19 protein-coding genes and 1 tRNA gene are annotated in these 23,971 nt (G+C 44.9%); 2 read left to right on the forward strand and 18 right to left on the reverse strand.

Annotated elements, in window-relative coordinates:
- Positions 1–364: 364 nt before the first annotated feature.
- Positions 365–1,270, forward strand: coding sequence for a Kdo hydroxylase KdoO (kdoO, locus tag Xsze_RS02755; RefSeq protein WP_038242358.1), 906 nt, complete (start codon positions 365–367; stop codon positions 1,268–1,270).
- Positions 1,271–1,358: 88 nt separating this feature from the next.
- Here the strand turns inward: kdoO and rlmB are convergent, their stop codons facing one another.
- The 13 genes from rlmB to tsaE form a co-directional block, all read right to left on the reverse strand.
- Positions 1,359–2,096 (reverse strand): 23S rRNA (guanosine(2251)-2'-O)-methyltransferase RlmB, encoded by a 738-nt coding sequence (gene rlmB, locus Xsze_RS02760; RefSeq protein WP_038242355.1) that lies wholly within the window; start codon positions 2,094–2,096, stop codon positions 1,359–1,361.
- Between the two features lie 122 nt (positions 2,097–2,218).
- Positions 2,219–4,675: a ribonuclease R gene (gene rnr / locus Xsze_RS02765; RefSeq protein ID WP_038242354.1), complete on the reverse strand. Its 2,457-nt coding sequence runs from the start codon at positions 4,673–4,675 to the stop codon at positions 2,219–2,221.
- 44 nt (positions 4,676–4,719) lie between these two features.
- Positions 4,720–5,139, reverse strand: a complete 420-nt coding sequence (nsrR, locus tag Xsze_RS02770; protein ID WP_038242351.1) for a nitric oxide-sensing transcriptional repressor NsrR — start codon at positions 5,137–5,139, stop codon at positions 4,720–4,722.
- 187 nt (positions 5,140–5,326) lie between these two features.
- Entirely contained in the window at positions 5,327–6,625 is a 1,299-nt protein-coding gene (locus Xsze_RS02775) for an adenylosuccinate synthase (RefSeq protein ID WP_038242349.1), read from the reverse strand.
- Between the two features lie 258 nt (positions 6,626–6,883).
- On the reverse strand, positions 6,884–7,888 hold the full coding sequence (gene hflC / locus Xsze_RS02780; RefSeq protein ID WP_038242347.1) for a protease modulator HflC: 1,005 nt from the start codon (positions 7,886–7,888) through the stop codon (positions 6,884–6,886).
- Between the two features lie 2 nt (positions 7,889–7,890).
- Positions 7,891–9,096: an FtsH protease activity modulator HflK gene (hflK, locus tag Xsze_RS02785; RefSeq protein ID WP_038242345.1), complete on the reverse strand. Its 1,206-nt coding sequence runs from the start codon at positions 9,094–9,096 to the stop codon at positions 7,891–7,893.
- Positions 9,097–9,118: 22 nt separating this feature from the next.
- A complete protein-coding gene (locus tag Xsze_RS22065; protein WP_167331036.1) occupies positions 9,119–9,259 on the reverse strand; it encodes a hypothetical protein in 141 nt (46 codons plus the stop codon).
- A gap of 161 nt (positions 9,260–9,420) precedes the next feature.
- Complete coding sequence (hflX, locus tag Xsze_RS02790; RefSeq protein WP_038242343.1) at positions 9,421–10,710, reverse strand: ribosome rescue GTPase HflX; 1,290 nt, start codon at positions 10,708–10,710, stop codon at positions 9,421–9,423.
- 97 nt (positions 10,711–10,807) lie between these two features.
- On the reverse strand, positions 10,808–11,110 hold the full coding sequence (gene hfq, locus Xsze_RS02795) for an RNA chaperone Hfq (RefSeq protein WP_038242342.1): 303 nt from the start codon (positions 11,108–11,110) through the stop codon (positions 10,808–10,810).
- A gap of 107 nt (positions 11,111–11,217) precedes the next feature.
- Positions 11,218–12,159 (reverse strand): tRNA (adenosine(37)-N6)-dimethylallyltransferase MiaA, encoded by a 942-nt coding sequence (gene miaA / locus Xsze_RS02800; RefSeq protein WP_038242340.1) that lies wholly within the window; start codon positions 12,157–12,159, stop codon positions 11,218–11,220.
- Positions 12,152–14,122, reverse strand: coding sequence for a DNA mismatch repair endonuclease MutL (mutL, locus tag Xsze_RS02805; protein ID WP_038242338.1), 1,971 nt, complete (start codon positions 14,120–14,122; stop codon positions 12,152–12,154). Before mutL ends, miaA begins: the two co-directional genes overlap by 8 nt.
- A gap of 68 nt (positions 14,123–14,190) precedes the next feature.
- Positions 14,191–15,579, reverse strand: coding sequence for an N-acetylmuramoyl-L-alanine amidase AmiB (gene amiB / locus Xsze_RS02810; RefSeq protein ID WP_084616406.1), 1,389 nt, complete (start codon positions 15,577–15,579; stop codon positions 14,191–14,193).
- The gene (gene tsaE, locus Xsze_RS02815; protein ID WP_038242398.1) at positions 15,579–16,040 is read right to left on the reverse strand and encodes a tRNA (adenosine(37)-N6)-threonylcarbamoyltransferase complex ATPase subunit type 1 TsaE; all 462 of its coding nucleotides are present in this window, start codon (positions 16,038–16,040) and stop codon (positions 15,579–15,581) included. Before tsaE ends, amiB begins: the two co-directional genes overlap by 1 nt.
- Positions 16,041–16,237: 197 nt before the next feature.
- Between tsaE and queG the strand changes: the two genes are divergently transcribed.
- Positions 16,238–17,395, forward strand: coding sequence for a tRNA epoxyqueuosine(34) reductase QueG (queG, locus tag Xsze_RS02820; RefSeq protein ID WP_038242335.1), 1,158 nt, complete (start codon positions 16,238–16,240; stop codon positions 17,393–17,395).
- Positions 17,396–17,985: 590 nt separating this feature from the next.
- Here the strand turns inward: queG and Xsze_RS02825 are convergent.
- From Xsze_RS02825 to Xsze_RS02840, 5 genes are all read right to left on the reverse strand, one after another.
- Positions 17,986–19,419, reverse strand: coding sequence for a 4-hydroxyphenylacetate 3-hydroxylase family protein (locus Xsze_RS02825; protein ID WP_038242333.1), 1,434 nt, complete (start codon positions 19,417–19,419; stop codon positions 17,986–17,988).
- A 557-nt stretch (positions 19,420–19,976) separates the two neighbouring features.
- Positions 19,977–20,369: a 4-hydroxyphenylacetate 3-hydroxylase C-terminal domain-containing protein gene (locus Xsze_RS02830; RefSeq protein ID WP_038242330.1), complete on the reverse strand. Its 393-nt coding sequence runs from the start codon at positions 20,367–20,369 to the stop codon at positions 19,977–19,979.
- Positions 20,339–20,581 (reverse strand): 4-hydroxyphenylacetate 3-hydroxylase N-terminal domain-containing protein, encoded by a 243-nt coding sequence (locus Xsze_RS22565; RefSeq protein WP_244590060.1) that lies wholly within the window; start codon positions 20,579–20,581, stop codon positions 20,339–20,341. Before Xsze_RS22565 ends, Xsze_RS02830 begins: the two co-directional genes overlap by 31 nt.
- Before the next feature lie 951 nt (positions 20,582–21,532).
- Positions 21,533–22,966 carry a 4-hydroxyphenylacetate 3-hydroxylase family protein gene (locus Xsze_RS02835; RefSeq protein ID WP_038242396.1) on the reverse strand — a complete coding sequence of 478 codons (1,434 nt, stop codon included), beginning with the start codon at positions 22,964–22,966 and terminating at the stop codon, positions 21,533–21,535.
- Positions 22,967–23,894: 928 nt separating this feature from the next.
- A tRNA-Gly gene (locus tag Xsze_RS02840) sits at positions 23,895–23,970 on the reverse strand.
- Position 23,971: the final 1 nt, after the last annotated feature.

A 23,971-nucleotide genomic window follows, 5' to 3' on the forward strand; every position in this document is an offset into this window, starting at 1 on the left:
AAGTCGTCTTTGGCCTGATACTGAGTACATTGCGTTCCAGACTCAACTGGCGAGCCCTGCTGCCCAGGCGGACTAACATTCATTGCTCACAATACATCTGCAACTGAGCTATTTCAGCGTTATTCAGTCACTTTTCAACGTATGACTCAATGGGATCAACAACTCTGTCAGGTATCTATGTCAGGCATCGTCAGACATCCATGTCAGGTATATTGTAGTAGCTTATTACCGCGGGTGGGATATTGCACAGTTTAGAGGTATACGCGAATATGCTCGTCAGCAACACAGCATGACAATATAATCATGGAGTTAAGTAGATAAAAGGCTTTATTATTCAGACAAATTTTAAAAAGCGGAGTATATGATGGCTGGACACCAGCTTGAGTTTGATGAAGTGATTGAAACGCTGTTATTGCACAGCTGGTCAGAGAACGTACCTCAATCAGTACAACAGAATGCCCTTATTTCTTTGGAGCTGGGAAAGGTTCTCTACCTGCCAGAACTGAGTTTCTCTCTGGAGCAAGAAGAGCAAATGCTACTCAGGGAGGATACAGTCGAAGCCGGACGCAAGAATATCAGCTATCGGCCCGATGGCCGTAAAATAACAGGGGTGGCATTGCAGGCTAATGAACAACCCGTACATGCACTGCTGCAACGTTATTATCAGTACTGTCAGCAATTGATTGAGCACCTTCTGCCTGCGTATGCATCAACGCTGCATTCTCCTGTCAATTCGCTGCGGGTCCATCCGATAACGACATGGAAAGCCGGTAATTCCTGGCGTAAGGATGATAGCCGGTTACATGTAGATGCGTTTCCTTCCAGGCCGATTCAGGGGCAACGTATTCTGCGGATATTCACCAATATCAATCCTGAGGGCAAACCACGGGTCTGGCGGGTTGGTGATAAGTTCCCCAAAATTGCCGATCAATTCCTGCCTGCAACCCGAAGCTATTCACGGCTCAACAGCTGGCTACAGCACCAATTGGGGATAACCAAAAGCCGCCGTACCCATTATGACCATTTGATGCTCGGGCTGCACGATGCGATGAAAGCCAATCAAGAATACCAGCAACAAGGTGCTCAGTTGGAGGTTCAGTTTCCTGCTGGCAGTACCTGGATTTGTTATTCAGATCAGACCCCTCATGCTGCGATGTCGGGGCAATTTATGCTGGAGCAAACCTATTTACTGCCAATATCTGGCATGATTTCGCCGGAAAATTCACCATTGATGGTGTTAAAGAATAAACTCGATAAAGAGCTGCTGTAAATAGTTTGGCCGGGCCACCCGTTTGGAATGATGCCCGGCTGTATGGGGGTCTTACACAGAACCCCTTTATGATACGTAGAACATGACGTTACTGCGAGCGTCTCTGGCGCACGATTTCGAACAGACATACCCCTGTTGCCACCGATACGTTCAGGGAAGACACTGAACCTGCCATTGGGATGCTAATCAGCTCATCGCAATGCTCGCGGGTCAGGCGGCGCATACCTTCACCCTCCGCCCCCATGACCAACGCCATCGGGCCAGCCAGTTTGCTTTCATATAGAGAATGTGTCGCTTCGCCCGCTGTACCCACAACCCAGATATTGTGTTCTTGCAACAAACGCAGGGTACGGGCAAGGTTAGTCACTCGGATGAGGGGAACGTTTTCTGCTGCACCACACGCCACTTTTTTGGCGGTTGCATTCAGTTGTGCCGAGCGATCGCGAGGAACAATGACCGCATCAACACCCGCAGCATCCGCAGTACGCAGGCAAGCCCCCAAGTTGTGCGGATCAGTAATACCATCCAGCACCAACAAGAATGGGCGCTCCAACCGGGACAACAAATCAGGCAAATCGTTTTCCTGATATTGGCGTCCCGGCTTGACCCGCGCAATAATGCCTTGGTGAACAGCGCCTTCTGTCTGGGTATCCAGCCATTGGCGATTAGCCAGTTGTACTGCGATGCCGATACTTTCCAACTCTTGCAACAGCGGGGTTAAACGGCGATCTTCCCGCCCTTTCAATACATAAACTTCCATGAACCGCTGTGGATCACTTTCTAATAAAGCTTTAACGGCATGGATACCGTAGATAATTTCACTCATGGCTGGCTGATACCTGACTCACTAATTAACTATTTACTGAATGTTTACTGAATGCGGCTATCCCCTCTGTCTTTCAACTTGCCGCTTTGCCGGCCGCATTTTGAAATCCGTTGGGGATCAGGTTATTTTTCCGTGCTTTTTTTCACACGTTTCGCTTTCAGTTTTGCCGTAATTTTTTTGGTTTTATCTGACGGTTTTTTCTTTTTGCCCGGCTTATTATCGGGCCGTGACTCTTCCGCTTTTTTCTTTTTGCGAAAAGCGCTGTCTGGTTCAAAATTGGCTGATTTTTTATTATCACGACCTTTTTTGCCATTCTTACGCTCTGGCTTGCCTTTTTTCGCCTTATCACGCCCTGTCTTGCCTTGGTTGCGGGCTTTACGTGTCGTTGAAAGCAAGGCGAAATCAATGTTACGCTCATCCATGTGAACAGCTTCCACACGGATCTCAACCTCATCTCCGAGGCGGTAAGTCTGCCCGGACGATTCACCAATCAAACGCTGGCCGACATTATCGTATCGGTAATAATCGTTATCCAATGTTGAAACGTGAACCAAGCCATCAATGAACAAGTCGTTCAGGCGAACGAAGAAACCGAAGCCTGTCACGCTGGTAATTAACCCAGTGAAAACATTCCCCACCTGATCCTGCATGAAATCACATTTCAGCCAATCAGCCACATCCCTTGTTGCTTCGTCGGCACGGCGTTCAGTCAAGGAACAATGGTCACCCAATTGCAGCATATGTTCCATATCATTGTGCCAGCCACCCGTTGGCGTTCCGCGATGCTCAACAACACTTTCTTCTGCCTGCTTTTCTTGCGACAACAAATACTTGATAGCACGGTGCAGCGCCAAATCAGGATAGCGCCGGATCGGCGAAGTAAAATGAGAATAAGCACGCAACGCCAAACCGAAGTGCCCCCGATTTTCAGGCTCATAGATTGCCTGTTTCATGGAACGCAGCAACATAGTTTGCAGCAATTCATGATCGGGTCGCGCCGCAACATCTTTCATCAATTGCGCATAATCTTTGGGCTCTGGCTTCAGACCACCCAATAAAGTCAGCCCCAATTCATGAAAGACTGAGCGAAGGTTCAGGATGCTCTCTTCTTTCGGGCGATCATGAATACGGTATAACACTGGTTCGTTATTTTTTTCAACAAAGCGAGCTGCCGCAATGTTAGCCAGAATCATGCATTCTTCAATCAGTTTATGGGCATCATTGCGTACAACGGGTTCAATGCGCTCAATGCGGCGTTCCGCGTTAAAGATGAACTTGGCTTCTTCTGATTCAAACGAAATCGCCCCACGCTCTTCGCGGGCCTGTTCCAGCGCCTGATACAGTTCATGCAAATGCTCAATATGCGTCACCAATGGCTTGTAATGATCCCTCAGCTCTTGGTCACCCTGCAAAATCTTCCAGACTTTCGTATACGTCAAACGCGCATGCGAGTTCATCACTGCTTCGTAAAACTTATAGGAAGAGAGCTTGCCCTGAGCGGAAACCGTCATTTCGCACACCATACACAGGCGGTCGACTTCCGGATTCAGTGAACACAATCCGTTCGACAGCACTTCCGGCAGCATCGGTACGACCTGAGAAGGGAAATAAACCGAGTTGCCACGGCTACGTGCTTCTGTATCCAATGGGGTTTGTGGGCGAACGTAGTAACTCACATCCGCAATTGCTACCCACAAGCGCCAGCCACCACCGCGTTTTCTTTCACAATACACGGCGTCATCAAAATCTCGGGCATCTTCACCGTCGATCGTAACCAGTGGCAATTCACGCAAATCAACACGGCCAAGTTTAGCGGATTCCGGAACCTGTTCATCCAGGGAGGACACCTGTTTTTCTACCATCGGCGGCCAGCTATGAGGAATTTCATGGGTACGAAGTGCGATTTCAACCGCCATATTCGTGCCCATTGTTTCACCCAGCACCTCAACAATTTTACCAATGGCTTTGGTTCGACGGGTCGGGCGGTTTGTCAATTCAACGACCACCACATTCCCCATCCTTGCCCCGCAAATTTCATCTTTAGGGATCAGAATGTCGAAACTCAGGCGACTATCATCAGGGACCACAAATCCCATGCCTGCATCCATGAAATACCGGCCAACAATTTGGCTGTTCTTTGGCTCCAATACCCGTACAATCCGCACTTCAATGCGGCCTTTTCTATCCGGGCGCAACGGCTGTGCCAGAATGACATCACCGTGGATCGCCATTTTCATCTGCTCGGCAGGCAGATAGAAATCTTCTTTGTGGCCTTCTGCACGCAAGAAACCGTAACCATCCCGGTGCCCTATTACCGTTCCTTTCAACAAATCCAATCGTTCTGGTAACGCATAACATTGACGGCGGGTAAAAACTAACTGCCCATCACGTTCCATTGCCCGCAGACGGCGACGCAATGCTTCCTGTGCTTCCGCACTGGTTAACTGAAGTTCTTGTGCTAGTTCCTGACGGCTTACCGGAATGGTGTGTTTAGAAATGATATCCAAGATGTATTCACGGCTTGGAATTGGAGATTCGTATTTTTCGGCCTCTCGTTCCCGAAAAGGATCTTTTGACATCGTCATTCCTCTGTTGTCATCAGCAAGCTGTATATCCCCTTGCTTCACTTTGTCAAAAGCAATTGATGAAGGGGACGATTGTCTTTAACCATGTCGGCCAAAGTATGTTTATCCAACTCTTCCAAAAAATTTTCTACCGCTTGATTCAAGACTGATTTTAAGCGACATGCTGGCGTGATTTGACAGGCACTACAATTAACCAATGACAGTGGCTCCAATGAACGAACCACATCACCAATTCTGATATCACTGGCAGATTTACCCAGTCTGATGCCGCCATTTTTTCCTCTGACAGCATTCACCAATCCTAAGTGACTAAGTTGATTGATGATTTTTACCATATGGTTACGTGAGACACCATAAACCTCAGTGACTTCTGTAATGCTTGTCATTTGCCCTTCTGGTAAAGAAGCCATGTAGATCAGGGCACGTAATCCATAATCGGTAAAACTGGTTAACTGCACACTCACCTCTGGGAGACCGAATATAACGGAATTTATTTGGAACCAAGACAGAATATGTCTGTGTATTGGTTTTCGTTAGTTATTCATCATTATGTGGGTATTTTAAAAATTAAGCAAAACGAGTGGCATAAAAACAAAAACCGGGCATAAAGCCCGGTTATGTGTGCCTAAAAGATTAAAGAATCAATTAAGCATCAAATGGATCACGCAGGATCATGGTTTCTGCACGATCTGGACCTGTAGAAATAATATCAACAGGTACGCCGGTCAGCTCTTCTACACGTTTGATGTAGTCCAGTGCTGCCTGCGGCAACTGGCTGTGCTCTTTCACACCGAAAGTGCTTTCATCCCAGCCAGGCAGAGTTTCATAAACAGCTTCCAGACCTTCCCAGTTTTCTGCTGCCAGTGGTGTCGTATCGATGACAGTGCCATCAGCCTGACGGTAGCCCACGCAGATTTTCACTTCTTTCAGGCCATCCAGCACGTCCAGTTTGGTCATGCAGAAGCCAGACAGTGAATTGATTTGGATCGCGCGACGAATAGCCACGATATCCAACCAACCAGTACGGCGGCTACGACCTGTGGTCGCACCAAATTCCTGACCTTTCTCACGCAGGTATTCACCTGTTTCATCAAACAGTTCAGTCGGGAATGGACCTGCACCAACACGGGTGGAGTATGCCTTAACAATACCCAGTACATAGTCAACGTAACGCGGACCCAAACCGGAGCCTGTCGCAACGCCGCCAGCGGTTGTGTTGGAAGAAGTCACATAAGGATAGGTACCGTGGTCGATATCCAGCAGTGTACCCTGAGCACCTTCAAACATAACCAGCTCACCTTTCTGAGTTGCTTTGTAGAGCAAGTCAGAAACGTCAACCACCATGCCAGTCAGAATATCAGCAACAGCCAGAATTTCATCCAGTGTTTTCTGATAGTCAACAGCAGGTTCTTTGTAGTAGTTAACCAGTTGGAAGTTATGGTAATCGATGATCTCTTTCAGCTTAGCAGCGAAAGTTTCTTTATCGAACAGATCACCAACACGAAGACCACGACGTGCAACTTTGTCTTCATATGCAGGACCGATACCACGGCCAGTTGTACCAATTGCTTTGGCGCCACGCGCTTTTTCGCGAGCGTTATCCAGTGCAACATGGTAAGGCAGGATCAGCGGACAAGCTTCAGAAATCAGCAGGCGCTCACGTACAGGGACCCCACGTGATTCAAGCTCTTTCATTTCTTTCATCAAAGCATCTGGTGCTAAAACGACCCCATTTGCGATAATGCTAATGACATTTTCACGTAAGATCCCAGATGGGATTAAGTGGAGAACGGTTTTTTCACCGTTGATGACTAGTGTATGGCCCGCGTTGTGGCCCCCTTGATAACGAACTACGTACTTAGCTCGTTCAGTCAGTAAGTCGACGATTTTACCCTTGCCCTCGTCACCCCATTGGGTGCCCAATACGACAACGTTCTTACCCATTTCAAAAGTTCACTCGGTTGCTTAAAAATGGATTCTACCATCTCATTTAGCACCTTTCAGTATTTTTTGTCACTTCTGTTATTTCGTTTCGTCATATAAACGGGCTGTTAAGTAAACATTCGCTATGACAGAAGCATACAAAAAAGCCACTGTATGTTTTTTACAGTGGCTTAGAAGCGACTAAGCGATATCCGCCATATTTTGTCAACTCAGGGAATCTCTCGCTATTTGCCCATCCAATTCCCTTAACAAACTCACTCAGTCATTTTTATTGTAACGCTGTTTGGATGGTTCTTTCATGTAACGGAAGAAATCGTTATCCGGGCTGAGAACCATAATGTTACCTTCATTCTTGAAGCTATTTTCGTAAGCACGCAGGCTACGGACAAAGGCGTAGAATTCAGGATCTTTGCTGAATGCATCTGCAAACAATCTGGTGGCTTCCGCATCACCGTCACCGCGTATAGAAAGTGCTTTACTGTTGGCCTCAGCTTTGGTTTCGGTCGCTTTTTTATCAGCTTTAGCACGGACTTCCTCAGCTTCTTCCAGACCTTCTGAACGCAGGAGACGGGCTTCAGCTTCACGGTCTGCACGCATACGCTGATAGATGGCATCGGAAATTTCCGGTGGCAAGTTTATTTGCTTGATCCGAACATCAACCACCTCAATCCCTAACTCAGCCATACTGTTTACATTAATGGCGGATTGAGTACTGTTTATCTCTTCAGTGACTGGCGCAATAGGGGCAACATCGTTATTAACACCCTTTTTTTCCGCCTTCTCTTCATGCGTTCCTTCGTTTAACGCATCACGGACATCTGTCGTTAAACGGCCACGGGAATCAGTCACAATGCCTTTTACATCAAGACGACCAATTTCAGCACGTAGACGGTCCGTGAATTTACGTTTCAATAGGTTTTCAGCACGAGAGGTATCTCCACCTGTTACACGATAATAACGACTGAAATCTTTAACCCTCCACTTTAAGTAAGAGTCAACCATGAGGTCTTTCTTTTCATTCGTCAAGAAACGGTCGGCGGTGATATCCAGCGTTTGAATACGGGCATTAAGCGTTTTAACCGTTTCTACAAATGGAATTTTAAAGTGTAACCCCGGCTCATAAACAACAGGGTTATCATTTGCATCACGCACAACTTTACTAAAACGCAACACAATCCCACGTTCACCTTCTTTCACGGTAAAGACGGATGAATAGAGAATAACCAATACCGCAATAATCCCAACAATAAATGAATTACGCATTATTATGGCCTCCCTGTTCTGACCGTATCATTTCGCAGGTCACCACTCGCGCCATAAGCGCCAGTTTTCCCCGCTTGTGTTGATTGATGTGACTGAATCACTTTGTGTATCGCTGTATTATTGGACACATCGTGTTGCAATGCTTTAGCCCGATCACTGGTGACAGAATCCATCGGCAGCAACAACATGTTATTACTCTTTTCGTTTGCAATGACTTTGCGTGTATTGCTCAACACACGTTCCATTGTTTCGATATAAAGGCGTTCACGAGTAATTTGAGACGCAAGCTTATATTCCGGCAGAATTTTTGCAAAACGCTCAACTTCCCCCTGTGCATTAAATACCACACTCGCTCTGTAAGCTTCAGCATCTTCAGTAATACGCTTTGCTTCACCCTTTGCTTTGGGTATTACTTCATTTTTGTAAGCTTCCGCTTCACGGATGGTTTGTTGCTTCTGCTCACGAGCTGCAATCACATCGTCGAATGCCGCTTTAACTTCTTCTGGTGGACGTGCAGTCTGAAAGTTGACATCAAGTACTTCGATACCCATCTTATATGGTTTAATGGTTTTATCTAATGCTTGTTGAGTTTTATTACGAACAGCCGCACGCCCTCCCGTCAAGATCTCTTCCATGGTAGATTCGCCAATAACCCCACGGATAGCACTATCTGTCGCCTGACGAAGACTATTCTCAGGATTGGTCACACTGAAAAGAAACTTTTCAGGATCAGCTACACGGTACTGAACGTTCATCCCAGCCTGTATAACGTTTTCATCTGCTGTCAGCATTGCGCCTGATGTTTCAAGTTCACGAACCATCGCAACGTTAACGGTCTGCACGTTATCAATGAACGTAGGCTTCCAGTTCAAGCCAGAACCGACAAGATGACTGAATTTACCAAACCGGGTAATGACACCCCGATCGGTTTCTTTAATCGTATAAAAACCACTTACAACCCAGACAGCAACTGCAACAGCAACGGCAACGCCAATAATGCGCCCGCCAAATTGAGGGCCCTTTTCAGAACCATTTCCACCTTTTTTGCCACCGAGTTTTTCACTCAGCTTACGGAACAGATCGTCGAGATCAGTTGCCCCGCGGTTTCGACCACCTTTATTGTTGCCGCCGGAGTTGCCGCCATTATTATTGCTGCTTCCCCACGGGTCGCGGTCCTGTCCGTTATTACCGGGCTGATTCCACGCCATGTTTTAGCTCCACTTTTTAGTTTTACTGGTTTTTCAGAGGTGACTGCTCTCCACCCTGACGGGTGAGGCCTCCCACTTCACAGGCCGTTGCCTGTTTCAACAGGTCTGACAGCGGCCTCCATGGGCAGAAACGACGAATTTCATCGTTTTTGTAAGCAACCAATATTTTTTCGGTGATGTATGTGAAGGTGCGGATGATAGCACTGCGATTCTGACACCTTCATTATCACCACCATCCCATCACCGCCATTCCATGAATGGAAGCTCCTTGAAATGGCAAGCAAAATAATACCTTGTTTGTTGCTCCGAGCCAATCAATCGAGACTACATAGTCAGGTAAATATAGTCCGGTAAATTAGGTTCCTGTTTACACAGACGACACCAATCTGCAATCGGCATCCTGATTTCAACCCCCATCAGGCCACTTTCTTCCATCCATTCACGCTCAATGGCCTGAAGCTGGTAGAAACGGCTGCGCAATCGCCCGGCTTCCGGAGGAAGATGCAATTCATAGTGTGCGATTTCACCTGAAAGGCGCTCGGTCAATGCTTGCAACAACAACGGGATACCATCTCCCGTCTGCGCTGATACCCAGACCCTGACAGGCCGGTTTTCTTCATCACGGTCGATACGAGGAACAAAATCTTCCAGCATGTCGATTTTATTCATTACCAACATGGATGGAATTTCATGGGCCTCAATTTCTTCCAGGACGCTATCAACGGCGAGGATATTTTCATCAAGACGGGCATCAGCAGCATCAACGACGTGCAGCAACAGTTTTGCTTGCCGGGTTTCCTGCAACGTCGCCTTAAATGCAGCGACTAGATCATGGGGTAAATGACGGATGAAACCAACCGTGTCCGCCAAAACCACTGCACCAACATCATTGACCTCTATTCTGCGCAATGTCGGATCAAGAGTCGCAAAAAGCTGGTCGGCCGCATAAACCTCAGCTGACGTGATTTGGTTGAACAAACTGGATTTGCCGGCGTTGGTATAGCCCACGAGGGAAACAGTAGGGATATCCGCTTTAGTGCGGGCCTGACGCCCTTGTTCACGTTGTTTTTCAACTTTGCCAAGACGCCCCAGAATCTGTTTGATTTTGTCACGCAGCATACGGCGGTCACTTTCCAGCTGGGTTTCCCCCGGGCCACGTAAACCAATCCCCCCTTTCTGGCGTTCAAGGTGAGTCCAGCCCCGAACCAAGCGGGTAGACAAATGACGTAATTGCGCCAACTCAACTTGCAATTTGCCTTCGTGCGTTCTTGCCCGCTGGGCAAAAATATCCAGAATGACACCTGTGCGATCAACCACACGGCATTGGCACAACCGTTCAAGATTGCGCTCTTGGGCCGGGCTCAGGGCATGGTTGAACAGCACCACGTCCGCGCCACTGTTTTTGACAGCTTCGGCAATTTCTTCTGCCTTACCTTCCCCGACAAAATATTTCGGGTGAGGCGCCTTCCGGCTTCCCGTTACAATCTGCACAGGAGAAACACCTGCGGAAGTGACCAATGATTCAAATTCATTGAGATTTTCCGTGTCTTTTTCCTGCGAGAAGAATACATGCACCAGAACGGCTAATTCTCCGCCTTCATAACGATCAAACAACGGTGCAACCCCTCAGGCTGAGTAAAAATCCATAGGAAAAAACATAGGTAAAGTCTCCCTACCTATGTTTTTATTTACTTCAGGTATGGTCACTGATTTACTCAGCGCCATCACTTTCCTGTTGTACAGCTGGGTTCGCACCAGAATGATAGTTACCAACACCCGCTGGTGCATTTTGGTTGCTACCATGATGAGATACAGGGCGAGAAGGCACAACAGTAGAGATGGCATGTTTGTAAACCATCTGACTAACCGTGTTTTTCAGTAAAATGACAAATTGGTCAAAAGATTCAATCTGACCCTGCAATTTGATGCCGTTGACCAAATAAATAGAAACCGGGACCCTTTCACGCCGTAAGGCGTTCAGGAATGGATCTTGCAAAGATTGCCCCTTAGCCATTCTATATTTTCCTTATTTTGTTGTTTTAACTAAGAACCTTTTGGTTCGAAAAAGTAACTACTCAAAAATGATACTTTGTTCTGATCAATTGTACACAATCAATGAATTTATGTACTAATAACCTGCATAACTGTATTTAGTGATTGTTTAGGTTGTTCGCTATCTAACCAAGTCACATTGTTCCAACTTCTGAGCCACGTGATCTGACGCTTGGCCAATTGGCGTGTCGCACAGATGCCACGATAAACCATCTCATCATGAGATATTTCACCTCCAAGGTAAGACCACATCTGGCGATAACCTACACAACGAATGGAGGGTAAATCGGTATGCAAATCCTTACGAGCATAAAGCGCTTTTACCTCATCTTCAAACCCTGATGCAATCATTTGCTCAAAACGGTCAGCGATGCGTTGATGTAAAATTTCACGATTTGCGGGTGCGATCGCAAATTGATGAACGCGATATGGCAATATTTCCCCAGAAGTTTCTGTTAGTTCAGTTAGAGTTTTACCCGAAATCCGAAAAACTTCCAGTGCACGCGTAAGACGTTGTGGATCATTTGGATGAATCCTGACAGCCGCAACGGGGTCAATCCCCTGTAATTGCTGATGCAATACATCCCACCCAAGTTCCGCCCCTTCCTGTTCTATCCGGGCCCGAATCTCAGGATTTGCAGAAGGCAAAGGTGATAAACCTTCCAGTAATGCTTTGAAATATAGCATGGTTCCGCCAACCAGGAGTGGAATTCTCCCTGATGCGGTGATTTCTGCCATTTCTTTCAGGGCATCACGACGAAAATCGGCAGCAGAGTAAACTTCAGCGGGATCGAGAATATCAATAAGACGATGGGGGGCCAGTGCCTGTTCTTCAGCAGAGGGCTTTGCTGTCCCAATATCCATTCCGCGATAAATCAAAGCAGAATCAACACTGATTAATTCAACTGGCAAATGCTGGCGCAAAGCGATCGATAACGCCGTTTTTCCCGAAGCCGTAGGTCCCATAATGAAAATGGCTGTCGGCAGATGTTGAGTTTTTACATCACTCATGATTAAGACGTGCCACCACTACTTGTAAATCGATTAATTGTAATAACCCTTCCGGCGGCGTTCCCACCAGTTGAGGACAAAGACGCTCGACATCAGCCAAAAGCTGTACAGCTTGTGCGACGTTCCACGTTGTCTGCTTGCTATCTACATGGCGGGAAAACCAAATTGCAACCTGCTCAGCAGAAACTGAGGATTGTTCCCCAAGATAGCCCAACAGTTCCGGCAAAAGTTTCGGCAAATTCTGTTGACGCAAAGGCAACGATACCGCATGAATGGTTACTTTTCCATGTGCGACTGTAGATTCGATGCCAAAAATCTTCAATAATTCACTATTTCGCTTCAAAACGCCCATTTCTGCCTGATTAAGGGAAAGTTTCAATGGGATCAGCAACGGTTGAGATTTTAGCCCCTGATCACCCGGCGTCAATTGTGCCTGCCTCAGCCAGCGTTCAGCCACCGGCAGTGAGAGCAAAGCGATGCCTGATGAGGATTCAATCAACGCATGGCATTCTGCATAAATACTTAATACTTTCCCGAAGCTATATACTTTTTCAGTACCCGAAACCTGACTCAAATGACGACTGTCACGGATTACCGGTTCCACTGGCGCCGATGTCACAGGCATGGGCGTCAGGCTGGAATCAGATAATTCAAAGGGCGGGGCATCTCTTTCCGGAAACAATGGGCGCTTTTCCTGTGGGGGAAACTGCATCAACTTCTGGTACATTTCTCCCTGCTTTTTCTGATAGCTTTCCCCATGATGTGATTGCGCTGATTTACCACCAGCCTTTGCAGGTGAGCGTTCTTCGCCCTCTTTTTTGCTCCCGCTATCATGAGGTCGGGAAGGCGCTGTGTCTGCTGGCGTAATACTTTTCCGGAGAAAATGGTTTTCCCCTGCTGAAGGACGATTTTCCGGCACCCAATTCACTGCCGCTTCCTGAGCATCAAAAGCTAACCCGTTTCCCTGACAGCGTTGCTGCAATACTGCGGCAACCCCCTGATAAATAAAGTCATGAACCAAACGTGCCTGATGAAAGCGCACTTCATGTTTAGCAGGGTGCACATTGACATCCACCTGATGCGGGTCAACCTCTAAATACAGGACATAAGCGGGTTGCTGTTCTCCCTGAATCAGATCCTGATAAGCCTGACGAATGGCATGATTAATCAATCTGTCCCGCATCATGCGCCGGTTGACATAGCAATATTGAATATCTCCAACGCCAGCATTCATGGGGTCGGCAACCCACCCTTTGATGGATAAGGCGTCATGCTGCCATGATAATGCCAGTGCATTTTGCACAAATGCAGTACCACAAATTGCCGCCAGTCGCCGCTCATGCTGGGATTCTTCTTTAGCAGGGCGATACTGACGCACCAATTTGCCATTGTGGTTAAGATTGATAGCAACATCCAGCCGCGCCAAGGCAATTCGGCGGACAACTTCATCAATGTGTCCGAATTCCGTTTTTTCTGTTCTCAAAAACTTGCGGCGAGCGGGCGTATTATAAAACAGATCCAGCACTTCAACCGTTGTCCCAACGGGGTGAGCCGCTGGTTTAACCGTAACGTTCATATCACGGCCTTCCGCATAAGCCTGCCAGGCTTCACCCTGACCCTCAGGGCGAGATGTCAGTGTCAACCGCGAAACAGAACTGATACTGGCCAGTGCTTCTCCACGAAACCCCATGCTGACTATCGCTTCCAGATCATCCAACGACGCAATTTTACTGGTAGCATGACGCGCCAATGCCAAAGTAAGATCCTGATGACTAATTCCGCAACCATTATCCCGGACCCGAATCAACTTCGCACCGCCACGCTCAATATCGATATCAATACGGGTGGCACCGGAATCAAGGCTATTTTCCACCAGCTCTTTGATCACAGATGCAGGACGCTCAACCACTTCACCTGCTGCAATTTGGTTTGCCAATTGTGGGGGTAATATCTTGATAGCCATATTCGCCTACTTACTGTCTCAGTCTTACTTATGGTCTTAATTTTACGGATTAAAGCCTATTGCATAAGCTACTTTGGCGCGATTTGTAATGGATTGGCCTGAAAATATTGGCGCAACCCAAGATGAATGGCCTGAGCTAATTTTTCCTGATATTGCGTTGAGCCCAGCAATGCCTCTTCTGACTGATTGCTGATAAAACCGGTTTCCACCAGAATGGACGGAATATCCGGTGAACGCAAAACCCCCAGGCTCGCATGCTCAGGTGTTCGTTTATGCAAAGAGCCTATTTTAATCAATTGGCTCAATACCTGCATGGCAACGTCGTAGCCGACTCGCTGCGAATGACCAAATTGTAAATCCAGCACTGCCTGACTTAAAAATGGATCAGTCCCATTCGCGAGGGCATCACCGGCTCCTCCCAGTAATTCAGATTGCTTTTCATGCTGCTCTAACCAATTGCCCAGCTCACTATTTGCCCGCCGGTTAGAAAGCACCCAGACAGAAGCCCCTTTGGCACTGCGATTAGGTGCTGCATCGGCATGGATGGATACCAGCATATTGGCCTTATGCTTACGGGCCACTTCTGAACGTCCGGCCACAGAAATAAAATAATCACCGTTGCGCGTCAATATGGGCTTAAACATGGGGTCCGTGCGCAACAGCACTTCCAGCTTACGTGCAACACTGATGGTGACATCCTTTTCTTTCAGCCCACGCTGACCGATTGCGCCGGGATCTTGCCCGCCATGCCCTGCATCAATCGCAACCACTATATGGGACATGCCTTTCCCATGTTGAACTTGTGCCGTTTGTTTTCTCACACTCTTCTCAGGATGATCCGAAGTTGCTTTTGCAACCGGAGCGGCATGAGTTTGTAATTGCTTACTTTCATGCGAAGAAGCATGGGAAACACTATTCTTGGATACCGATGTGTTACCGGCTGCACCATGCGCTTTTAGCGCAATAACGACCTGAGATTTCCCCCCAATCCTCTTCACTGAAGATGAGGCCGTCGCTTTATGTGCCAGTTCCAGCACAATTCGCTGATGACGTGAATCAGGCGGCTGGCTGGAGCGTACAAGCCTGACAAGATCCTGCCCAGATAACCGCATCGGTAATCCGGCTATTTTGCCAGCCTGACGCAAATCCACAACCAAACGGTCAGGGGAATGCAGGGAGAAGAAACGATATTCAGGATGTTCACCCGTGAATTCCAGTGTGACTGTCGCTTCAGATGAGCGATTACTCACATGAATATTCGACAATGCAGACGTAGACGACAATGCCGCTGATGCCGCTGATGCCATGATTAGCTGGCTTAACATGACAAACAAAATGCAGGTTATCAGACCGTGGGTGCACCATTTTTTGTTTCTATTCACGCTCTTATTCACGCTTCTATTCACAAACAACGTATTCATGAAACAGGCATTCAGCATGGTCGAGTCTTCCTTCATCAGGATTTCAAATTATCCAACAAACTTTCACCATATTCAGATAACGCCACAAAACGTGCCTGCCGCCCGTCGCTGTCATAACTCAAGTGCAGCTCAATATCGGCTTCAGGCAAAACACCCGCTCCCTGCTGTGGCCATTCCACCAAACAGATAGAATCCTGATGGAAATAATCACGAATACCCATAAACTCAAGCTCTTCGGGATCAGCCAAACGATAAAGGTCAAAATGGTACACCGGGCGAGGTTGCAATTCATAAGGTTCAACCAGTGTATAAGTCGGGCTTTTCACATGCCCCTGATGCCCAAGCCCCTGTAGGAAACCACGGCTGAAAGTGGTTTTTCCCGCACCGAGATCACCATATAAATAAATAACATAGCCGCGATCGCCAATTGCTGCCACCGCGTTGCCTAATGCAACGGTCGCGCTTTCATCCGTAAGTAATAAAACGAGTTCTTTCATCGAAAAATAATCTATTTTATTCATTGAGTTATAACCAAACTGCGAAAAGTAGTTTAGTAAAATAGTTTAACCAATAACCATAACATAATTCAGATATTATCCTTCAATATCTTCTGCATCTCTGTATACTGCATTTTTTGTATTCAACCTACACTATGTTAATCTACGCCCCTTCTACAGCAGTAAATTAATATTTCATGACAACCCCTCTCGACCTAAGCCTTTTAGCAGAAAACATCAAACAATGGGGCATTGCCCTTGGCTTCCAGCAAGTAGGCATCTGTAACACTGATTTATCCGCAGAAGAGCCAAGATTACAGGCGTGGCTTGATAATCAATATCACGGCGAAATGGATTGGATGGCACGCCACGGCATGATGCGCGCGCGCCCCCATGAACTGCTGCCCGGAACTTTGCGGGTCATCAGTGTGCGGATGAATTATTTGCCTGCGAAAGCCGCTTTTGCCAGTACGCTAAATAACCCACAGATGGGTTATGTTAGTCGCTACTCACTGGGCAGAGATTATCATAAATTATTGCGCCAACGTCTCAAAAAACTCGGCGATAAAATTCAGGATTATTGCAGTGATCATGCCTATGAAGGAACGCTGAATTTTCGCCCTTTTGTCGATTCTGCACCGATCATGGAACGCCCATTGGCTGAAAAAGCCGGCCTTGGATGGGTTGGTAAACACTCACTTATATTGAACAGGGAATCGGGGTCCTGGTTTTTCCTTGGCGAATTGCTGATTAACCTCCCCTTGCCTGTTGATACGCCTCAAGAAGAACAATGTGGTCGCTGTGTCGCCTGTATGACAACCTGCCCAACAGGGGCTATTGTCGAGCCACATACTATTGATGCCCGACGTTGCATTTCTTATCTGACCATTGAACTGGAAGGAGCGATACCGGAAGAATTTCGCCCGTTAATGGGTAACCGTATTTATGGCTGCGATGACTGCCAGTTGATTTGCCCGTGGAATCGCTTTTCACAATTGACGGATGAGAAGGATTTCAGCCCGCGAGCAGCATTGCATGCACCTGAATTACTTGACTTGTTCAACTGGAGCGAAGAGAAATTTCTGCGAATTACGGAAGGATCTGCAATTCGCCGCATTGGTTATCTACGCTGGTTGCGTAATATTTCTGTTGCCTTGGGGAATGCACCCTATCAGGATGACATCGTGTTAGCGTTGAAAAAAAGGATCGGTTTGGGCGAAGTTTTAGATGAGCATATCCACTGGGCGATTGACCAACAACTGACCCGCAGAAATGCCAATACGATCGAAGTACAAACTTCACAACAAAAACGATTGATCCGGGCGATAACGAAAGGTTTACCCCGGGATGCTTAATAATCAGCCAATAAGATTTTTAGTCAAAAAAATCTTCTGTTTCCTTGTGAATAAAATAAAAAGGTGTTTCTGATCAACAGACAAACACAGGATAAATATTAATCAACGCATTTTTAAATGAGGTTAATTAGTTTAATTAATCAATAAGTTATTCATAACTCATTATTGAGAATGATGAGTAAAATAATACAAATACAGATAAGCGACTTGTGGATAACTCTGTGTAACAAGTAAAGCGCCATTGGCGAATCAAGTATGAAGCTGACCTTAAATACTGTGGATAAAAAATAAGAATTGAATCGTGGCAGAAAATGCCAGAAATTAGCCAAGAAATTAAAAATTCATCCACCTATTTTCAACACTAGTGGAGAAATTTTCCTCTTCCTCTTCAAAAATGAGGCGGCATTATGGACCTGTTGGAGTAGGATAGCAAGTGCTTTATCAACAAATTATTCTGGATGTCCGGGCTGGATTCACTGAGGCCGGCAGGATAGCTAAAAAGTGCCAACGCCAGCAGGCCGGCACTCTTCCGTTCCTTCAACAATTCGGTTAGCAACTGAGGTGGCTTCGATAGTGTGATAAAAACCCACTCAGATTGTTTTTATCTTTTCGACCAACGCCTTCGATGCTCCCCAGTCATATTGATTGTAAAGCCGTCCCAGTGTCTGAAACTCAGCACCTGCATAGAACAGTTCATATTGGTGATGTCTTGAAGCAAACTCTGACCCTATGACATCCCATACCAATTTCATCATCCTGACCCGTTCAACCGGCGAAACAAGGGACGAATACTGCGCTTTCTCAATGATGCCTAAAATCTCATCATTTTCCAAATCAGCTTCACTTGATGGCAACATCAACACACCACCACCCGCCAGTTTCCTGATGATTTCCAATACCTTTGGATATATTGACTGAGAGAGAACACGATACGTATCAAGCTGGGTTTTATCCGGTAAATAAAACCCGTTATGAACTTTTGGACAATGGAGTACACTATTGAACAATGCCTCAACACTCACGGCATAGCAGGCCAACTGGGCAAGGGATTCCTTGACTGCGGGGATTTGGGCAACGCCGTTCACCTCAACCATGGATTGAGCCAGCCCCGCCAGAAAATGTAATTTCGCCACATAACGCGCCAAACTTTGTATATCCATCATGGCTTCTGACATCGTTGAGCCTAGCTGGTTGGCAATCATCTCAATGTCTTCAAAGACAAAAACTCTTTCCCAAGGCACCAACACATCATCAAAATAGATCATGGAATCCGTTTCATCGAATTGAGACGATATCGGATAATCTTTAGGATTTATGCCGAACTCGTAGGATTTCCTTGAAATAATTTTGATCCCTTTTGTATTGAGTGGCAGAGCAAACGAGAGCGCATATCGCTCATCAATTCCCGGCTTAAGTGGCTTATGTGAACCCACCAGAATTTCATCTGCCAGTACAGCCCCTGTTGCCAGCATTTTTGTACCTCTGACAATAATGCCCTTGGTATTTTTTTCTACCACACCCAGCGTATGATAAAGATTCCTTGTATGCTCACCGGGGGTTTTTGAACGATCGCCTTGTGGATTAATCAACGCATAAGACAAATAAAGATCGTTTTCACTCACATAGGAAAAATAATTTCGCAAAGCATCAGCACGTTCTTGGGAGTAAGATTCAAACAGCTCAATATGCGTTATCATTCCCGCCAATGCCGCAGCAACATAATCAGGGGTTCGGCCCAACCATCCCATTGTTTGCCTGGCCCATTCATAGGCGGCCTGACCACGGGCAATCAATTTTTCTGGTGTCGTGGGTAATTGCCAGTAAAGACTCATCAGCTCGCCATTTTCCGCCTTAAACGCCATTTTATCAGTATGTTCAGCCTTGTAATCATATAGGCGGGCAACAGATCTGATGGCATTTTTGAAAGCGGGATGGTCGACATGATTTGTAATTTTCTCCCCATTAATAAAAATAGTGCGTCCATCACGCATATCATCCAAATATCTTTCTCCGGTTCTTATCATCTCTTCTATGCTCCTATCGCGAGTTACGCTTTTTTAAAAGGTTCAGAAAAGAAGTTTTTAATCAGCACCATTGCTCAGTGACAAAAAAGATAATCGCCCCCAGCCGGGACTTTTGAGACTAAAATAACGATGATACAAATGTTGGATATGACAAAACGTGGAAATCTGCCAATGCCATTCGTGCAAATTGTCATTATTCCCTATTTTCACAGGCGCAGATTCTCCGTGATGTTTATCGGGGCATTACCTTATCAGTGCCAATAAAAATTTTACTTTTCAATGCACTGAAATATATTCCTGTGGATTACGCAGAAAAGCGATATCAAATTCCGGTTTCATCGTGATAGCAAATAATAGGCGGGTTAATTTAGTTAATGGCAGTTATCGTTTTTTAGGCACAATATGTTTTTACTGTTTCAAATTGCAGCTTACAGACTGCAACTTGAGGTCTAATACTTAAGATCTATCTAATACTTCAGAAGATCTATCAAAATAGAAGCCAAGAAGTTTCAATAATTGTTTATACGTTCTCCGAGTTCAATGAACAAAAAATATTCCTAAACCTGAAGCACCCTAATTTTTTCAACCAATTCCTTCGACGCCTGCCAGTTATATTGATGATAAAGACGTGCCAGTGTCTGATAAGGCGCACCGGTATAGAACAATTCGTATTGTTGATGGCTTGATGCAAACTCTGAACCAACCGCATCCCACACCAGCCTCATCATTCTTATCCTTTCGACTGGAGACGCGACGGATGAATACTTTCGGAAAGCATCAGCTCGTTCTTGGGAATAGGCGTCAAATAACTCAATGTGCGTCATTATTCCAACCAACATTGAAGCGGCATAATCAAGGCTTTTTCCAAGCCAGCCCACTGTTTGCTTCGCCCATTCATAGGCTGCATGACCACGCGCAATTAATTTTTCTGGTATAGAAGGTACTGCCAATATAAACTAATTTGCTTTCCATCCTTGGTTTTAAAAGCCGTTTTATCAGGGTTCGCAATTTTATAATCATATAAATTCGCGATGGTTCTAATAGAATTTCTGAATGCGGGGTGATCAACATGATTTGTTATTTTCTCCCCATTAATAAAAATGGTTCTCCCATCACGCAAGGCATTAATATATTCTTCACCAGTTCGCATCATTTTTTTCATACTCCTTTCAACCCATACGATTTTATTTAAACGTGCTCATGAAAAACACGCTCATATTGGCGACTAAACGACAAGCGTATAAAAAAACTCACCTTAAATATAAAATTAAGGAAATAGAATTAATTTATCATTAAACATCAATGCAAACCTTATATTCTCGCAGTATCCCAGGTTGCAGCTTTCCTGGCTACCCTTTGAAATCCAATGAATATAATTATATTAAAAAATATCCCTGATGTGACGAAAAACACCCTAAAAATTAAGTGACGATTTAATATGTTAATTGATTTTTTATTTTTCAATTAATGAAAATAAAAATTAGCCACATACGCAATATACATCTTATTGCCCCTTACCTTTTAACAATACGCCTATCAACCAAAATGATTCATTTCAAAAATGTTTTTAATAATACAAAAAACATATAAAACCCCTCTTTACCTTACGCTGGGTAACTATACATTTTTTCTCAGGGAAATATTGATAAAAAAAGCTATAAAATGTTTACAGCATCATACTAACTCTAATAAAACAATAAACTATATTGTAGAAAATGTTTTCAATTGATTAATCAAAAAGTATAACAATCATAATAACGTTATTATTTCATCAACATCAGTTCAATCATAAAAACAAATAAAAACGCATAAGGCATGATCGTTGCATAAAAATAACAAAGCATAATATTTGCGTTTATATGCTCTTCGGGGGGAGTTGATATTTTCGGCGGAGTTAAAAAATAGAACCTTGTGTGATCTGTGGCAAATCGCCATTAAAAATTAAATTCCAGTCTCATCGGGAACGCAAACAACAGGCGGGGGAAATGAGTCGGTGGTATTTCTTGGGTTTATGTGACTATGGTGTGGTTATGTGACATTGTTTTTCAAGTTGCAGCATGCCAACCACAACTTGAAATCCATGAGGTATAGACGACAAAAAATACCCCTAAACTTAGAGCATCTTAATTTTTTCAACCAATTCCTTCGACGCCTGCCAGTTATATTGATGATAAAGACGCGCCAGTGTCTGATAAGGCGCACCGGTATAGAACAATTCATATTGCTGATGCCTTGACGCAAACTCTGAACCAACCGCATCCCATACCAATTTCATCATTCTTATCCTTTCGACTGGAGACGTAATGGATGAATACTGTGATTTTTCGATGAATGCCAGAATTTCATCATTTTCTAAATCGGCTTCACCGGAAGGCAACATTAGAATTCCCCCACCGGCCAATTTCCGGATCGTTTCCATCACCTTCGGATACAATGACTGAGAGATAACCTGATAGACAGAAAGTTGCGTTCTGTTGGGCAAGTAATAGCCATTGTGGACTTCCGGGCAATGGAGTACCCCCTTAAACAAGCCCTCAATATTCATCGCATAACTGGCGAGTTGTGCCAGTGATTCCTTTACCGCAGGCAGCTGATCAACGCCATTTATTTCCGTCATTTCCTGCGCCAGGCCTGCCAAAAAATGTAATTTCACAACATAGCGGGCCATACTCTGTATATCCATCAGAACAGGGGCCGCTGTGACTCCCATCAAGTTAAAGATGGCGTCTATATCTTCACAAATGAACACCCGTTCCCAAGGCACCAGTACATCATCAAAATAGAGCATGGAATCGTTTTCATCGAACCGGGAAGACAGCGGATAATCCTTGGCATTTTTGCCAAATTCATAAGAATTTCTGGCAATGATTTTGATGCCTTTTGCGTTGAGCGGCATGGCAAAACAGAGTGCATACCTCTCATCAATCCCTTGTTTAAGTGGTTTCTGAGCACCCACCAGCACTTCATCCGCCAATACTGCTCCCGTCGCCAGCATTTTGGCGCCCCTGACAATAATGCCCTTGTCATTTTTTTCTACGATGCCCAGCGAATGATAGAGATTCTTGGTATGTTCTCCGGGGGTTTTTGAGCGGTCCCCCTGGGGGTTAACCAACGCATGAGTCAGGTAGAGATCGTTTTCACTCGCATAGGCAAAATAATCCCGGAATGCATTAGCCCGCTCTGGCGAATGCGATTCCAATAATTCAATATGCGTCATCATCCCCACGAGCATTGAAGCAACATGATTAGGGCCTTTTCCAACCCAGCCCGCTGTCTGCTTCGCCCATTCATAGGAGAAATAACCACGTGCAATTAACCTTTCTGGTGTCGTCGGTAATTGCCAATGCAGGCTCATTTGCTTTCCGTCTTCTGTCTTGAAAGCCATTTCATCCGCATGGGCAATTTTATAATCATATAAGTTTGCAATGGTTCTAATAGAATTCCTGAATGCGGGGTGATCAACATGGTTTGTGATGCTCTCCCCATTAATAAAAACGGTTCTTCCATCACATAACGCATTAATATATTCTTCACCAGTTCTCATCATATTTTTCATGCTCCTTCCAATAAATACACTTTATTTAAAAAAGTCGAAAAAAATCCAGCCCTATAACTGAACAGAAAACATATAAAATTACATACTGAAAGTGGAATGACTCACCGAAATTTATTCAGTGTTAAATATTAATAAAGCTCAGACCTACAAACTCATTGGAAATAAATTTTTCGGTTTATTTACCCTGTCCCCGTACCTCTTTTAAGTCTGTAATATTATTCAAAGGAAAAAACATCTTAATGCTTTGAAAATATGTCAAAGATTAATTAATATCTTTAACTCATTAATTTGTTTTTTTACTTTTTAATTAATAGCAATGAAATTCAAGTATATAAATAACCAATATGTGTATTATTAACGCCTATCATTTACCACCTCTACCAGAATAAGATTCATCTGAAAAAAGATATTTTTAATCGTAAATAATGCATATACAAAAAACATATTTTTATTTCATCACTAATTACTATACTTTTTTCAAGAGGATTTCGATAAAAAACCAGAGATGTTTATAATATAATACTTAAACCCAAGAAATCCATATTATAGGAATATGTTTTTAAATCATTGAACAAAATATAATAGTCAATTAGATTTTATTATTGCACCAATAACACTCCTATTAAGCTACTGAGGGCGCTGGGTTTAGGAAAACACGTCAAACCACTCACTGTGCTTTATCTGCACAAACTGGTATTCAATATGAAGTACTCCCTGTCTTTAATCCATACCGCCAAGGGATTTGGATTTGCTGCGCGATGATCCCGGATAGCACCGTTATTCTCTTAACGCCATGCTCTGAAAGGGATGTATGATCTAAAAGGAATTTTCGAATGAATGAAAGAAGGGCTTTTTAATCTGATGTTCAGATGTTAAAAAAGAGAAAAAGTGTTGTAATAGGATTTAGATTTTATAGAATTGGAGCGGGAAACGAGACTCGAACTCGCGACCCCAACCTTGGCAAGGTTGTGCTCTACCAACTGAGCTATTCCCGCG

Origin of the sequence: Xenorhabdus szentirmaii DSM 16338 (assembly GCF_002632585.1) — a bacterium.
GTDB classification, from domain to species: domain Bacteria; phylum Pseudomonadota; class Gammaproteobacteria; order Enterobacterales; family Enterobacteriaceae; genus Xenorhabdus; species Xenorhabdus szentirmaii.